Annotated in this window: 11 protein-coding genes and 2 tRNA genes; 10 read left to right on the top strand and 3 right to left on the bottom strand. The window is 65.5% G+C overall.

The features are described from left to right. Nucleotides 1-8 precede the first annotated feature (8 nt). From leuS to holA, 3 genes are all read left to right on the top strand, one after another. The gene (leuS, locus tag VSX77_RS06785) at nt 9-2,558 is read left to right on the top strand and encodes a leucine--tRNA ligase (RefSeq protein ID WP_338426892.1); all 2,550 of its coding nucleotides are present in this window, start codon (nt 9-11) and stop codon (nt 2,556-2,558) included. Between the two features lie 130 nt (nt 2,559-2,688). Then, nucleotides 2,689-3,231, top strand: a complete 543-nt coding sequence (lptE, locus tag VSX77_RS06790) for an LPS assembly lipoprotein LptE (RefSeq protein WP_338426893.1) — start codon at nt 2,689-2,691, stop codon at nt 3,229-3,231. Further along, on the top strand, nt 3,228-4,259 hold the full coding sequence (gene holA / locus VSX77_RS06795) for a DNA polymerase III subunit delta (protein ID WP_338426894.1): 1,032 nt from the start codon (nt 3,228-3,230) through the stop codon (nt 4,257-4,259). Before lptE ends, holA begins: the two co-directional genes overlap by 4 nt. 119 nt (nt 4,260-4,378) lie before the next feature. Here the strand turns inward: holA and VSX77_RS06800 are convergent, their stop codons facing one another. Then, the gene (locus VSX77_RS06800; RefSeq protein ID WP_338426895.1) at nt 4,379-4,867 is read right to left on the bottom strand and encodes a flavodoxin family protein; all 489 of its coding nucleotides are present in this window, start codon (nt 4,865-4,867) and stop codon (nt 4,379-4,381) included. 62 nt (nt 4,868-4,929) lie between these two features. Between VSX77_RS06800 and VSX77_RS06805 the strand changes: the two genes are divergently transcribed. From VSX77_RS06805 to VSX77_RS06830, 6 genes are all read left to right on the top strand, one after another. Further along, the gene (locus VSX77_RS06805; protein ID WP_338426896.1) at nt 4,930-6,891 is read left to right on the top strand and encodes an alkyl/aryl-sulfatase; all 1,962 of its coding nucleotides are present in this window, start codon (nt 4,930-4,932) and stop codon (nt 6,889-6,891) included. 165 nt (nt 6,892-7,056) lie between these two features. Further along, nucleotides 7,057-7,587, top strand: a complete 531-nt coding sequence (locus tag VSX77_RS06810; protein ID WP_338426897.1) for a PH domain-containing protein — start codon at nt 7,057-7,059, stop codon at nt 7,585-7,587. After that, nucleotides 7,584-9,104, top strand: coding sequence for a PH domain-containing protein (locus VSX77_RS06815; protein WP_338426898.1), 1,521 nt, complete (start codon nt 7,584-7,586; stop codon nt 9,102-9,104). The genes VSX77_RS06810 and VSX77_RS06815 overlap by 4 nt, the downstream gene beginning before the upstream one ends. Then, complete coding sequence (gene recJ / locus VSX77_RS06820; RefSeq protein WP_338426899.1) at nt 9,101-10,867, top strand: single-stranded-DNA-specific exonuclease RecJ; 1,767 nt, start codon at nt 9,101-9,103, stop codon at nt 10,865-10,867. The genes VSX77_RS06815 and recJ overlap by 4 nt, the downstream gene beginning before the upstream one ends. A 104-nt stretch (nt 10,868-10,971) precedes the next feature. After that, nucleotides 10,972-11,047: transfer RNA gene (locus VSX77_RS06825), tRNA-Glu, on the top strand. Between the two features lie 63 nt (nt 11,048-11,110). After that, nucleotides 11,111-11,185 (top strand) — tRNA-Glu (locus VSX77_RS06830). A gap of 171 nt (nt 11,186-11,356) precedes the next feature. Here the strand turns inward: VSX77_RS06830 and VSX77_RS06835 are convergent. After that, nucleotides 11,357-11,743, bottom strand: coding sequence for a hypothetical protein (locus VSX77_RS06835; protein ID WP_338426900.1), 387 nt, complete (start codon nt 11,741-11,743; stop codon nt 11,357-11,359). A gap of 718 nt (nt 11,744-12,461) precedes the next feature. After that, nucleotides 12,462-12,626 (bottom strand): hypothetical protein, encoded by a 165-nt coding sequence (locus VSX77_RS06840; protein ID WP_338427296.1) that lies wholly within the window; start codon nt 12,624-12,626, stop codon nt 12,462-12,464. Between the two features lie 203 nt (nt 12,627-12,829). On the opposite strand from VSX77_RS06840, the gene VSX77_RS06845 reads away from it, so the two are divergent. Next, entirely contained in the window at nt 12,830-14,692 is a 1,863-nt protein-coding gene (locus VSX77_RS06845; protein ID WP_338426902.1) for a DUF6531 domain-containing protein, read from the top strand. The last annotated feature ends 6 nt before the right edge of the window (nt 14,693-14,698 follow it).

Here is a 14,698-nt window from a genome sequence, read left to right on the forward strand (position 1 = left end):
ACCGACACATGACCCGCGAAACGCGCTTTGGCGCCCTCGCCGCCGATGCTCGCTGGCAAAAGGCGTGGGAGGCGGCGAACAGCTTTGCCACCACCGAGAGGGCGGGCGCACCCAAAGCCTATATCCTCGAGATGTTCCCCTATCCGTCGGGGCGCATCCATATGGGACATGTCCGCAACTATGCGATGGGCGACGTGCTCGCGCGGTTCAAGCGGATGACCGGGCACGACGTGCTGCATCCGATGGGCTGGGATGCCTTCGGGATGCCCGCCGAAAATGCCGCGATGGAAAAGGGCGTCCACCCCGGCGGCTGGACGCGCGCCAATATCGACGCGATGCGCGCGCAATTGAAGCGGCTGGGCCTCGCGATCGACTGGAGCCGCGAACTGGCGACGTGCGAGCCCGATTATTACGGGCAGGAACAGGCGCTGTTCCTCGACCTCTATGCCGCGGGGCTCGTCCATCGCAAGGAAAGCTACGTCAACTGGGATCCGGTCGACATGACCGTGCTCGCGAACGAGCAGGTCATCGACGGGCGCGGCTGGCGATCAGGCGCGCTCGTCGAAAAGAAGAAGCTGTCGCAGTGGTTTTTGAAGATCACCGACTTCGCCGACGAGCTGCTCGAAGGGCTGGGCAGCCTCGACAGCTGGCCCGACAAGGTGCGGCTGATGCAGGAAAACTGGATCGGCAAATCGCAGGGGCTGGAGTTTTCGTTCAAGCTGACGGGCGGCGCACCGGGGTTCGACGTGTTCACGACGCGCCCCGATACCGTTTATGGCGCCACATTTACAGCGCTGTCGCCCGACCACCCGCTTACCGAGCAGCTGGCGAAAAACTCTCCCGAGCTTGCGGAATTCGTTGCCGAATGCCGCCGCCGGGGAACGTCGGCCGAGCAGCTGGAAACCGGGGAAAAGCTGGGCTTCGATACCGGCTTGACGGTGCAACACCCGATCGATCCCAACTGGCACCTGCCAGTTTGGGTCGCCAACTATGTGCTGATGGACTATGGCACGGGCGCGATCGGCTGCTGCCCTGCCCACGATCAGCGCGACCTTGATTTTGCCCGCAAATACGGACTTCCAGCCCATCGGGTGATTGCCGACGGCGACCGGACGGAACAGCATTTCACCGGCGACGAAGCTTATCTGGGCTCGGGCAAGCTGGTGAACAGCCACTTCCTCGACGGGATGACGATCGACGAGGCGAAGGCCGCGGTCATCGCGCGCGCCGAGCATGAAGGCTGGGGCAAGGGCACGACCGTGTGGCGGCTGCGCGACTGGGGCGTGTCGCGCCAGCGCTATTGGGGGACGCCGATCCCCTTCATTCACTGCGCCGCGTGCGGGCTCGTCCCCGTGCCCAAGGACCAGCTGCCGGTTGTCCTGCCCGAAGATGCCGACTTCTCGGTTCCCGGCAATCCCTTGGACCGCCATCCGACGTGGAAGCATGCCCAATGCCCAAGCTGCGGCGGCGCGGCGGTGCGTGAGACCGACACGCTCGACACCTTCGTCGATTCGAGCTGGTATTTCCTGCGCTTCGCCTCGGCGCCCGCGGACAAGCCGTTCGATCCCGAGGTGATCCGCCGCTGGCTGCCCGTCGATCAATATATAGGCGGCATCGAGCACGCGATCCTGCACCTGCTCTACGCGCGCTTCTGGACGCGCGCCCTGAACAAGCTGGGCATGATCGACATCAAGGAGCCCTTCGCGAGCCTGTTCACGCAGGGCATGGTGACGCACGAAACCTATAGCCGCGCGCAGGGCGAAGGCCTGCCGCCGCTGTACTTTACACCCGACGAAATCGTTCGCTCGGCTGATGGTGCGACGCTCGAAACCGACGGCGCGCCGGTCGAGGTCGGCCGCGTGATCAAGATGTCGAAGTCGAAGAAAAATGTCGTCGACCCCGACGCCATCCTCGACCAGTATGGCGCCGACGCCGTGCGCTGGTTCATGCTGTCCGACAGCCCGCCCGAGCGCGACCTGCCGTGGAGCGAGGCGGGGATCGAGGGCGCGTGGCGCTTCGTCCAACGTTTGTGGCGAATCTTCGGCGATACCGAGAATATCGGCGACGGCGGCGAAGACAAAGCGCTGGCGCGCAAGCTGCATCAGGCGATCGCCGGGGTCGCCGCCGACATCGAGGCGTTGGGCTTTAACAAGGCGGTGGCGAAAATCCACGCGCTCGCCAACGAGATCGAAAAGGCCAAGCCTTCGGCGACACGCGCCGAGGCATGCCGCACCCTCATCCTGCTCGTCGCGCCGATGATGCCGCACTTGGCCGAAGAGGCATGGGCGGCTCTACCGGCAGGCCAGCGAACGACCGCGATGGTCGCCGATGCCGCATGGCCCGCGGCCGATCCGGCGCTGCTGATCGACGACGAGGTGACGATCGCGATCCAGATGGCCGGCAAGCTGCGCGATACGATGACCCTCGCCAAGGGACTGGACAAGGATGCCATCGAAGCCGCCGCGCTGGCGCGCCCGCGGATCGCCGAACTGCTGGCAGGGGCAACACCTAAGAAGGTGATCGTCGTGCCCGACCGCCTAGTCAATATCGTTCCCTGATAATGGCCGGGAGCGGAACCTTTTATTTCCGTTCGCGTCGAGCGAAGTCGAGACGCCTATCGTTCGTGCTTTCCTTCGGGGTGTCTCGACTTCGCTCGACACGAACGGATATCTAGGTCAGGTTGAAGATATGCGCACGCTCCTTGTCTCCTCGCTCGTTGCCGCTTCGCTGACCCTGGGCGGCTGTGGCTTGCGCCCGCTTTACGCCAGCGGGAGCAAGGGCGCGGTGGCGCAGGTTCTGGCCGAGGTCGATGTCGCGCCGATCGAGGGGCATGAGGGCTGGCTCGTCCGCAATGCGCTGCGCGACCGTCTCCAGGCGACGCAGGCCGGCGAAGGCGCGGGCAAGCGGCTGCGCCTCGATGTGCGGCTCGAGGATTCGATTACAGGCTTTGGCGTGCGCGCCGACGATGCGGTGACGCGCGAGCGGCGCACCCTGCGCGCGCGATACCAGCTCGTCGATGCCGCGACGGGCGAAGTATTGCTCGACGCGACCGCCGCGCAGGACGCCGGCATCGACGTCGTCGGCAGCGAATATGCGACGATCGCTGCCGAATCGACGGCGCTCGAACGGCTCGCGTCGGGGGTTGCCGACCAGATCGTCGCCCGCCTCGCCGTCTATGCGAACCGCGGCGGCGGCCAGCCTGCCGAAACACCCGCCCCCGCCGGGCAATGAAGAGCGTCAAGCCCGCCGACCTCGAACGCCAGACGCGCCTCGACCCCGCGGTTCGCTTCATTCTGCTGACCGGACCCGACGAAGCGACAATGGGCGCGGTCGCGAATCATCTCGTCGCCCTTGCCGGCAAGGAAGCCGAGCGGCTCGACCTGACGAACACGCAGCTGGCACAGGACCCGTCGCTGCTCGCCGCCGAAGCGGCGTCGATGTCACTGTTTTCGTCCGCCCGCCTGATCCGCATCGACCTGACCGGCAGCGGCGACGACAGCCTCGCCGCGGTCGAAGCGCTGCTTGCCGCCGAAACCGCGATCAACCCGGTGATCGCGACCGGCGCGTCGGTCACCGCCAAGTCGAAACTCGTCAAACTGGTCGAGGGGTCGGATCATGCGGTCGCCGCCATCTGTTACCAGCCCGACCGCCGCGCGCTCGTCGGCATCGCGATGGCGGCGGCGCAGGAACAGGGGCTGCGCCTGAGCAATGCCGAGGCGCAATTGCTGATCGATCTGGTGTCGGGCGATCAGGCGCTGATGCGCCGCGAGATCGAGAAAATCGCGCTCTATCTGGACGCGGGCGCCGATCGCCAGCGGCAGGTGACCGCGGCCGACATCGCCGCGCTCGGCGCCGCGACGCACGAGGAGGATGTCAGCGAATGCATCAACGTCGCGCTGGGCGGCAAGGTGCGCGAGCTGCCCGACATGCTCGCGACCGCCGCCGCGGTCGGCGTTGCCGAGATCCGCATCATCCGCGCGCTGGCGATCCGCGCGATGCAGCTAGCGCGGCTGCGCGCCGAGGTCGACGGCGGCGCGCACCCCGCGACCGTCGTTTCGGCGCGCAGCAGCGGCGTGTTCTGGAAAGAGCGCGACGCGGTCACGGCACAGCTCCACATCTGGGATTCGGTGCGCATCACCCGTCTGATGAGCCGCCTGCTCGATTGCGAACGCGCGCTGAAGGCATCGGGGACCGCGGGCGGCGTGCTGTTCCGCAAGCTGATGACCGACATCGCGCATCAGGCGGCACGCGCGCGGTAGTTCGCCCCCTATTTCGTCATTCCGGCGGAGGCCGGAATCTCACCGTAGCTGATCAATTCGGCGGCGAGATCCCGGCCTTCGCCGGGATGACGATTCGAGAGAAGTTTGAATTAGAGCAATCAGAATATCCCCGCCGCCAGCCCCTCGGCAAGCGCGGCGCCGAGGTCGCGCGCTTCGGCGAGGCGTTCAGGCGGAATCGTCTTGGGCGCGAGGATGGCTTCAGGAGTCTGCGCGCCGGTGTTGACGATCATCGGGTCCGCGACGCGCTTGAGCCGCCAGCCGGTCGCGATGCGGTCGAGCTGGCGCTGCGCATTTTCGCCGTCGGACCCCGCGCAGATGATCGTCGCATAGGGGCGGCCTTCGATCCGGCCGAGACAGGGATAATAGGCGCGGTCGAACATTTCCTTCATCGCGCCCGACAGCGCGGCGAGATTTTCGGGGCCGACGAACAAATAGCCCGCCGCCGCGAGCAGCATGTCGGGGGTAACATCGGCCGCCGCTACGCGTTGCGCGGCGCCGCCCGCCCCTTCGGCCGCAGCCCTGGCGAGCGCTTCGCTGCCGCCGGTGCGGCTGTGCCAGGCGATCAGCAGGGGCGGCGCAGCGTCCATCGCGCCTGCTTGCCAAGCGCGGCGACGCGGCGCAAGCTGCGTAAAAAAGGGGGAGGGACCAAATGCACCGACTGTTGAGTCTATTGCTCGCGGGCTGCCTGCCGCTCGCCGCGCTGGCGCAGGATGTCGCGAGCGAGGCAACGCGCACCGCGCAGGCCGAGCTTGCGGCGCGCCTGCCGCTCGACGACCCGCGCGACGAAGCGAATGCGACGCGCGGGAAGCTCGCCGAAATTCCGGGCGGGCTGATCACCGGCAAGGATGGCCGAGTCATCTGGGACCGGCGGCCCTATGCCTTTCTGGAAGCGCGCGCAGCGCCCGACACGGTGAACCCGTCGTTATGGCGGCAGGCGCGGCTCAACGCCGTCCATGGGTTATTCGAGGTGGTGCCGGGCAAGATCTGGCAGCTGCGCGGCTATGACATTTCGGTCATGACGGTGATCCGCGGCAAGACCGGCTGGATCGTCGTCGATCCGCTTTTGTCGGAGGAAGCCGCGGCCGCCGCATGGAAACTCTTTGTCGACACGATCGAGGCGAAGGACGGCAAGCGGCCGATCAAGGCCATAGTCTTCAGCCACAGCCACAGCGACCATTTCGGCGGCGTCGGCGGCATCGTGACGCCCGAGCAGGTGGCGCGCGATAAAATCCGCATCATCGCCCCGCACGGCTTTTCGGAAGAAGCGACGTCGGAAAATGTCCTCGCGGGCGCGGCGATGGGGCGGCGCGCGCTCTATATGTTCGGCGCGATCCTGCCGCCGGGGCCGACGGGGCAGGTCGATACCGGGCTGGGGCCGAAGCTGTCGTCCGGCACCATCGGCTATATGGAGCCGACCGAGACGGTCGGGGCGGGCGGCGGCGCGCTGACGATCGACGGGCTTGCGTTCGACTTTCTCGACGCGGGTGGGACCGAGGCGCCGTCGGAATTCGTCTTTTATATTCCCGCGTACAAGGCGCTGCACACGACCGAGGTGGTGACGCACAACCTCCACAATATATTGACGCTGCGCGGCGCGCAGGTGCGCGACGCGCTGCGCTGGTCGAAGGTGATCGACGCGATGCTGCTGAAATGGGGCGGCGCTGCCGAGGTCGCACTGGCGTCGCACCACTGGCCGATGTGGGGGACGAACGAGGTTTCGGCGCTGCTCGCGAACCAGCGCGACGCCTATCGTTATGTCCACGACCGAACCTTGTTCCTCGCGAACCGCGGCGCGACACTGCACGAGCTGGCCGATCAGACCGCCGAGGCGCCGGTGCAGGGCCGCGACTTTTCGACGCGCGGTTATTATGGCACGCTTAACCACGGCATGAAGGCGGTTTATCAACGCTATTTCGGCTGGTGGGACGGCAATCCCGCGAATTTCAATCCGCTGCCCCCCGAACAATCGGCGCCCAAATATGTCGCGCTCGCGGGCGGGGCCGACAAGCTGCTCGCGGCCGGGCGCGCAGCGATCGCGGCGGGCGAGTATCGCTGGGCCGCGGAGCTTTTGAACAAGCTCGTCTTTGCTGAACCCGGCAATGGTGCGGCGCGAAGCGCGCTTGCTTCGGCCTATGACCAGCTTGGCTACCAGGCCGAATCGGGCGCTTGGCGCAACTATTATCTCGCCGCCGCGGCGAGCCTGCGCGGCACCGCAACGGAAACAGCGACAAGCAACGGCCAGAGCCGATCGTTCGTCAGCGCGATTCCAACCGCAGTCTTTTTCGACGCGCTCGCGACGCGCTTTGACGCCGCTAAGGGCGCGGCGCTCAAAGGCACGTTCCAGTTTGTGCTGCCCGACAGCAAGGAGAGCGTTGCCGTCGTCGTCGGCGGCGGGGTCGAATTTCCCCGCTATGGCGTGACCGACCCCGCGCCGACCGCGACGATTACCATCGACCGCAAGACGCTCGACGATGTGATGCTGCGACAGGCGCAGTTTCCCGCGCTGATGCAGTCGGGCGCGATCCGCATCGACGGCGACCGCATGGCCATCCTGTCGTGGTTCGCGCTGCACCCGCCCACCGACCCGCGCTTCAATATTGTTGTGCCGTAAAGCGAGACCGGGGAGCCTTGGCCCCGCTCTCATTTAATCTGTTCCCCTCCGAAGGCGGGGTCCATCACCGGCTCGTGCCATTCCGAACCCACCGGTGATGGGTCCCCGCCTCCGCGGGGACACACAAAGATTCACATAGCCGAACTCATGCTCTAACACAGTCATATGACCGACACTCCCGCCGCGCACCCGACCGATCCCTTCGATCCAGCGGCGCTCAACGCGGCCGAGGGACTTGACCCGGTCGATCTCGCCTATGCCCAGGTGCTGTGTATCGCGACAGCGCTTAACCTGATCCCGCTCGCGATCGGCGCGAGCGTATTGGACTATCTGCTGATCCGCGATCTTGGGGGCCCGTACGGGTTGCTCACTGCGCTGGCATGGATCGCAGCGATCGCGGCGATCATCACCTTCCCCTCGCGCCGCGTGTCGCGCTGGGGCTACCGCATCGGCGAGGGGCAGTTGCGCGTCGCGCGCGGTTGGCTGTTTCGCACCGACACGATCGTCCCCTTCGTACGCGTTCAGCATATCGATGTCGGACAGGGGCCGATCGAACGCTGGTTCGGCCTGTCGCACCTGATCGTCCACACGTCGGGCACGCACAACAGCACGGTGACGCTGCCCGGCCTGCGCAGCGACCTTGCCGCGGCGATGCGCGAGTCGATCCGCCGCCATATCCAGACCGATTTCGCATGACCGAGGCCGCGACCGCGATTCCCCAAACCGGCGAAGGCGGCGATGCGGCGTGGCAACGGCTGCACCCCGCGACGCTCGCGCTCGCGATCGTCGCGCTGGGGCCCAGATCGCTCAACCTGCTGCCCGCGGTCGCGGCGCTGGGCTTTACCGGCAACTGGATGTGGATCGTCCCCGCGGTTCTGGTCTTTCTGCTCCTTTCACTCGTCGTCGCCTGGTTCCAGTGGCTGCGCTTTCGCTTCCTCGTCGGCGACGACGAAGTGGTGATCGAAAGCGGCGTTTTCGCGCGCCAGCACCGCACCATTCCCTTCGACCGCATTCAGGACGTCAGCATCGAACAGGGCCTTGTCGCGCGCGCGTTGGGCATCGCCAAGGTCGGGTTCGAAACGGGTGCGGGGGGCAAGGAGAATGACGCCGCTCTGAATTCGATCGGGCTGGACGCGGCGCAGGCGCTGCGTGCGACGATCCGCGCGCACCGCAGCGGCGCGGTCGCGGCGCCCGCCGACGCTGCGCCGGAAAGCGCGGAGGCCGATGCGGACCGGCTGCTCTTCGCGATGGGGCCGCGCCGGCTGCTGATCGCCGGACTGTTCAATTTTTCGCTCGCCGCGCTCGCCGTCGTCGGCGCCGCGATGCAGTTTTTCGATGGGCTGCTGCCCTTCGATTTCAACATTTTAAACCCAAGGGACTGGATCGACATTGCCGAGAATTACGGGCTCGACCAGTGGCTGCTCGCGCATCGCTGGGTCGCGGGAGTCGGCGCGGCGGCCTCGCTGCTGTTCATCGGTTTCGCGAGCGGCATCGCGACGATGGTCTTTGCCAACTGGAACTTCCGCCTGACGCGCGAACCGCGCACGCTCCGCCGCACCCGTGGCCTCACGACGCGCACCGACGTTGCGGTGCCGGTGCGACGCGTGCAGGCGGCGATCCTGATCACCGGCTGGTTCCGCCGCCGCTTCGGCTGGCACGAATTGAGGCTCCAGAGCCTCGCGAGCGATGGCGAGAAGGAACGCGATCATCAGGTCGTGCCCTTCGGCCGCATTGCCGAGATCGACCCGGTGCTCGCCGAAGTCGCCATTCGGCGGCCGGGCGCGGACGAACGCTGGCACAAAAGCCACGGCGTCGTTGCGCTCGCCGGGCTCATCGGCGCGATATTGGCCGCGCTCGGCGGCTCGGCGGCGATCGCATTCGGGCAACCGCTCGGCGGGATCGCGGTCGCCGCGGCAGCGCTCCTCGCCGCCGCGTCGCTGTTCGGCGCGCGCTTTCATCGCTGGATCGACCTCGACGATCACGTGGCGATCCGCCGCGGCTGGTGGAAACCGCGCACGACGCTGCTGCCGCACGCATCGGTGCAAAGCATCGACCTCAAGACCGACTTCGTCCAGCGCCCGCTTGGCCTTGCTACCCTCGTCTTCGGCGTGCCGGGGGGCAGCGCGCTCGCGGCGCACGAGATTCCGGCGATCCCGCTGGCGACCGCACACGATCTGCGCGCGCGCATCCTTGCCGCGCGGAGCAGGCCATGAGCGAAACGGCGTTGGGCATCACCCGCTCGATCGCGGGCCAGCCGTGGCGCTGGCGACGCGCGAGCGCCGACATGGCGGGCGAAAGCCTTGCCCCCGACGATCTCGTCACCCAGCTGCTGCTTGCGCGCGGCGTTGCGCGCGACGACCTCGATCGCCAGCGCACGCCGACCTTGCGCGGCTTCATGCCCGACCCGTCGCTATTCCGTGACATGGACACCGCCGCGGCGCGGCTCGCCGATGCCGTCGAACGCAGCGAAGCCGTGACGATCTTCGGCGACTATGACGTCGACGGCGCGACCTCGGCCGCACTGCTCGTGCGCCTGCTCCGCACGCTCGGCGCACCCGTCGGCGCCTATATCCCCGACCGCTTGATGGAAGGCTATGGCCCGTCGGGCGCCGCGCTCGTCAGGATCGGCGAGGCGGGGTCGAAGCTGATCGTCACCGTCGATTGCGGCGCGCAGGCGTTCGACGCACTCGCCGAAGCCAGGGAGGCGGGGGTCGAGGTGATCGTCGTCGATCATCACCAGTGCGCGACGACGCTGCCCGAAGCGCTCGCGATCGTGAACCCGAACCGGCTCGACGAGGCGCCGGACGCAGCGATCCACGGCAATCTCGCCGCGGTCGGCGTCGCCTTCCTGCTTGGCGCGGCGCTGCTCCGGACGCTCCGCGCGCGCGGCTTTTTCGTGGGCCGCGACGAACCGGCGCTGATCGACCTGCTCGATCTTGTCGCGCTCGGCACCGTCGCCGACGTCGCGCGGCTCACCGGCTTCAACCGCGCGCTGGTGACGCAGGGGCTGAAGGTGATGGCGCGGCGCGGCAATATCGGCCTCGCCGCGCTGATGGATGCGGCGCGGCTGACCAAGCCGCCGGGCGCGAGCGACATGGGCTTTGCGCTCGGGCCGCGGATCAACGCCGGCGGGCGCGTCGGCAAGTCGGACCTTGGCGTACGGCTGCTGACTACTGACGACCCACAAGAAGCCGCGGAGATCGCACAGGAACTGGGGCGCCTCAACGAAGAACGGCGCGCGATCGAGGCGGCGGTGCTCGAAGAGGCGATCGAGGCAAGCGCCGCGTGTGGCAACGCGCCCGTCGCGATCGTCGCGGGCGACGGCTGGCACCCCGGGGTGATCGGTATCGTCGCCGGGCGATTGAAGGAACGGCTGCACCGCCCTGCGATCGTCATCGCGGTCGACGAGGACGGTGTCGGCAAGGGATCGGGGCGTTCGATTTCGGGCGTCGATCTCGGCGCCGCGATTCTCGCCGCCAAGGAAACGGGGCTGCTCGTCTCGGGGGGCGGCCACGCGATGGCGGCGGGGCTGACCGTCGCCGCCGACCGCGTCGATGCGCTCGGCGCCTTCCTTAACGATCGTCTCGCCGCCGACGTCGAACGCGCGAGCGGCGAGCGGTCGCTGCTGATCGACGCCGTGCTCGCGCCGCGCGGCATTTCGCCGCTGTGGTGCGACGCGATCGAAAGCGCGGGACCCTATGGCGCCGGCTGGCCCGCGCCGCGCGTCGCGACGGGGCCGGTACGAATCGTCGAATCGGGGATCGTCGGCACCGATCATGTCCGCCTGATCGTCGCGGGCGACGATGGCGCGCGCTTCAAGGCGATCGCGTTTCGCAGCGCCGAAACACCATTGGGGCAGACATTGCTCGGCGCGCGCGGGCGCAAATTATGGCTCGCGGGCCGCGCGAAACGTGACGATTGGGGCAGCCGCCCGGCCGCCGAACTCCATCTGGAGGATGCCGCCTGGGCCGACTGAGCCTGGGCAACCGCGTCACCGCGCAATATTTTTGCGCGGCCGCCGCCGTCCCATGCTTGACCGCGCGGAAACGCCCGTCTAAGGCGCCGCTTCACCGATCAGACGGCCCCTTCGTCTAGCGGTCTAGGACGTCGCCCTTTCACGGCGAAAACACGGGTTCGAGTCCCGTAGGGGTCACCATCGGCAATGCACGCGACATGGGCGCGCGGTCGGCGCGCCGCTTTCGAACAATCCGACCCACAAGGCCCCTTCGTCTAGCGGTCAGGACGCGGCCCTCTCACGGCTGAAACACGGGTTCGATTCCCGTAGGGGTCACCAGACATCCATGATGCTTCCGCGATCCGCCTTCTTCTGCAAGGCTACAGGTTGATTATGAACGATATCGCAAATAGCCCTATTGACGGCTCGCAATAGATCATCTTTGCTGCGCCGCGACGCGCGGCAAAAGATCGTCGAGAGCGAGAATAAGCTTCACCGTGCCCAGCTCAATCACGAATGTCTCGGCAACTTCGTCCACTCTACCCCCGATTTGACCGTTGTGACCAAAAGCTTTCTGCTGGCTGACGTCGTCAGGCCGGACCCGCGCAAGATTTCCAGCATCAACGCTTCGAGCCCATCGGCATCGTCGAGAATCGCGCAGGGGAGGCCTCCCAATTCCGCCCTCGCGCGCCACGGCATGGACGGCGGTAAAGCGCCGACGTCCGGCGACGATTCATAATGCCTATGCGAACAGTTCGGCCGAACGAGCAGCGGAACCAGCACGCCGCGCGCGCGAACGCTGGGGAGCAGGCCGGACACATCGGGGTCTTTGCCCTTCTTTCGCATGTTGGTCGCGGCAATTGACAGATGGTCCAAATCGATAAAATCGAGCTTCATGATAGTCTTCCTTTCCTTCCACCACACCGGGCCTTGGATGGCCGGGCGGGCGGCGAGGAAAGGCGACGGGACCGCGCCAAAGGACGAGGCGCGCCCGAAGGGCGCAACGCAGTGGAGGAGCCGACGCGTAGCGACGGCTTGCGCCCCCGCCGCGCGGTCCCACAGCGGTTCGCCGAATGACACGCTGTCCGTGGCCGGCTCACGCGCAGCGCCGCCGTGCGATCGGCGCGGCGTCAACCTCGTAGAACAAATGCGCCTTTGTCGCAGCCGCAGGCGCCGCAGCGTGCACGGGCAGGCGGCGGGCCGGGCGTGGCCAGTGCCGCGCCTGGAGCAGCGCCAGGCGCTGCGTCCCGCCGCAAGGGCCGCGCGCCGCGGCACCAAGAAACGAGACAAGAGCGCTGCGCGGCCACCGTGAAAACGTGCGACCTCTGGCGGCAGCCTGCCGCCGCCAGTGTGCGCTCATTTGAGACCGCGCTCGATTTCAAATGTTGCGGTGAATTTGCCGGTTGCCGGACGGCTCAATCTGACGATCCGTGCCAACTGGACGCGAAGGATGAATTAGCGCAAAGCGAATCTTAGGATGCAATTATATAGTTTCGATAAAGTCAGAATTATTGAATGAAAATTGCATAATAAAATACTCTGTGCCTTTAATACACATAACAGATCGATACTGCCAATTTGGATCAAATAATTTCGACCGAATTCCGGGGTTTTCTCAAACGGTTAGATTGACCGCCGGTTTCACGCCGATAGCTTCTAACAACATCTGCGAGCGGAGATAGTCACGCTCGCCCGTGCAGGATGAAGTATCGATGCGTTGTGCTTTGCTTTGCGTAGCGTTGGTGGGCGCAGCTTCCACGCTGAATGCAACAGAAACCATCACCTATACTTACGATGCTAAGGGTCGACTGGTGAAAGTGGTTCGGACCGGCACGGTGAACAACAATGTCACCGTCGATTACGAGCATGACAAGGCCGATAACCGCACGCGGCTGAAGACAACGAATTCCCCGAACCCACCACCCTGATCGGCAGACGCGCTGCGCGCCGGAAATTTGGGAACAGCTTTGAAGGGGGATCGACGTGGGCACATTCGGCATCGGCGCTATGGCTCGGAATATGTGGAACTGGTTGGCCGCACGATTGGTAGGGCTCGCCTCCCTTTGCGCCAGCTTGGTCTTGACCATGTCACCTGCGGCATGGGCGCAGGGTGTGCCACCGCAGAAAGACTATTTTGTGGGCGAGGGACAAGTGGATCTGCAACGCGGCACTTTCCTTTACAGCAACACGGATATCGTAGCCGGCGCGGGGCCTATCACCATTCCATTAACGCGTATTCATAACGTCAGTGGTGGCGGGGCCGGTCCGCTTGGGTCAAACGCGACGCACAATCTTCAGGTTCAGCTTGTTGTTCAAAAGTTTCAAGAAGAGCCCAACGGCCCAGGGCGGCCGAGCTATCGCTTCCATGTGGTGCGCGGTTCCAGCGTCGATGTCTTCTATCAGGGCTATGGCAGCTCGACGATGTTCTACGAGGGCGGATCGGGCGGGTATCAAAAGCTGACCATGTCGTCCTGGTTGGGCCCCTACACCTATACCGGTCCCGATGGCGAGGTCATTCAGTTCGGGACGGCGCTCTTTCCCAACCCCGGATGTTTTGCGACGGGCCTTCCCGGCCCATGGTGTGCCCTCGCAACCGATATCAGCTACCCCGACGGGACCAAATGGACCTTCGGTTATGACAGTTCCTCGCGTCTGCGGCTGGTAAGCAGCAACCGGGGAATGGCGCTTGGCTTCAACTTCGCCACCAGCCCCACGATCCGGATCACGCAGGTATGCGCAGTCAATCTGTCACATAGCTATGCATCGGTCACCGCGCCATGCCCGGGGGGGTCACCCTCCATCCAATATGGATATGCCTGCACCACCAACGCATGCAAGCTGACCGGTTATACTGACGCGGTGGGTCAAACGACGACCTATGGCTATGGCGGGACCGGCTTCACCGACGGAATTTCTACAATCACTAATCCCGGCGAAGCGTCACCCAATGTTACGATTAATTATTATAGTTCGGCCAAGGTGCTGTCCCAGGCGTTCGCCAACGGGGCTACCTGGACCTATAGCTACGCCGACGATGGTCAGCCATGGGAAATATCGCCCTCCAATCAGCAAACGGATGTCGTCGCACCGGATTTAACGAGTGTTCGATACACTTTTATGGGTGCCAGCGGCTCGAAGCCCAGCAAGGTCAGGGATCAGAACAGCCGCGAATGGAATTATGTTTACACCTGGGCGGGAGGATTGCGCTCGGTCCTGCAGCGCGTGACCGATCCTGAGGGCAATTACACCCACTACACCTATGATAATGCGACACCGCCTGCATCCTACGGCTTGATTCCGCAGCCGACCGAAATCCGCAAGGTCGCGAAGCCGGGATCGGGGTTGCCTGATGTTGTGGCGACGGCAACTTACACGTCGCCCTGCGTTAACTTGAAAGCGTGCGAGAAGCCCCTTACGAAGACCGACGCGAACGGCAATACGACAAGCTACACCTATGATGCGGTGCATGGCGGCGTGCTGACGGAAACCGGTCCGGCGGTCGGGGGCGTGGCGCCGCAGAAGCGCTATGAATATGCGCAGCGCTATGCGTGGGTGAAGAATTCAGCGGGCGGTTATGTTCAGGCTCCGACGCCAGTGTGGGTGCTGACGCGCGAACGTTATTGCAGGGCCACCGCCGCGTCCGGCGCGAGCTGCGCCGGCGGCGCGGCCGACGAGGTCATCACCGATTATGACTATGGCCCGAACAGCGGTCCGAACAATCTTCTTGTCCGCGGCGTCGCGGTCACCGCGGACGGCAAGACGCTGCGGACCTGTTACGGCTATGACGCGCAAGGTCGCAAGATCAGCGAGACGAAGCCAGCCGCCAATCTGACGTCATGTTCGTAAGGAGGG

This window comes from Sphingopyxis sp. TUF1, assembly GCF_036687315.1.
In the GTDB taxonomy this organism is placed as follows: Bacteria; Pseudomonadota; Alphaproteobacteria; order Sphingomonadales; family Sphingomonadaceae; genus Sphingopyxis; species Sphingopyxis kveilinensis.

What these genes read in the sequence shown, in the direction of transcription:
- leuS (WP_338426892.1), top strand. Translation starts at nt 9, where the DNA reads ATGACCCGCGAAACGCGCTTTGGCGCCCTCGCCGCCGATGCTCGCTGG.
- lptE (WP_338426893.1), top strand. Translation starts at nt 2,689, where the DNA reads ATGCGCACGCTCCTTGTCTCCTCGCTCGTTGCCGCTTCGCTGACCCTG.
- holA (WP_338426894.1), top strand. Translation starts at nt 3,228, where the DNA reads ATGAAGAGCGTCAAGCCCGCCGACCTCGAACGCCAGACGCGCCTCGAC.
- VSX77_RS06800 (WP_338426895.1), bottom strand. Translation starts at nt 4,867, where the DNA reads ATGGACGCTGCGCCGCCCCTGCTGATCGCCTGGCACAGCCGCACCGGC.
- VSX77_RS06805 (WP_338426896.1), top strand. Translation starts at nt 4,930, where the DNA reads ATGCACCGACTGTTGAGTCTATTGCTCGCGGGCTGCCTGCCGCTCGCC.
- VSX77_RS06810 (WP_338426897.1), top strand. Translation starts at nt 7,057, where the DNA reads ATGACCGACACTCCCGCCGCGCACCCGACCGATCCCTTCGATCCAGCG.
- VSX77_RS06815 (WP_338426898.1), top strand. Translation starts at nt 7,584, where the DNA reads ATGACCGAGGCCGCGACCGCGATTCCCCAAACCGGCGAAGGCGGCGAT.
- recJ (WP_338426899.1), top strand. Translation starts at nt 9,101, where the DNA reads ATGAGCGAAACGGCGTTGGGCATCACCCGCTCGATCGCGGGCCAGCCG.
- VSX77_RS06835 (WP_338426900.1), bottom strand. Translation starts at nt 11,743, where the DNA reads ATGAAGCTCGATTTTATCGATTTGGACCATCTGTCAATTGCCGCGACC.
- VSX77_RS06840 (WP_338427296.1), bottom strand. Translation starts at nt 12,626, where the DNA reads ATGGTTTCTGTTGCATTCAGCGTGGAAGCTGCGCCCACCAACGCTACG.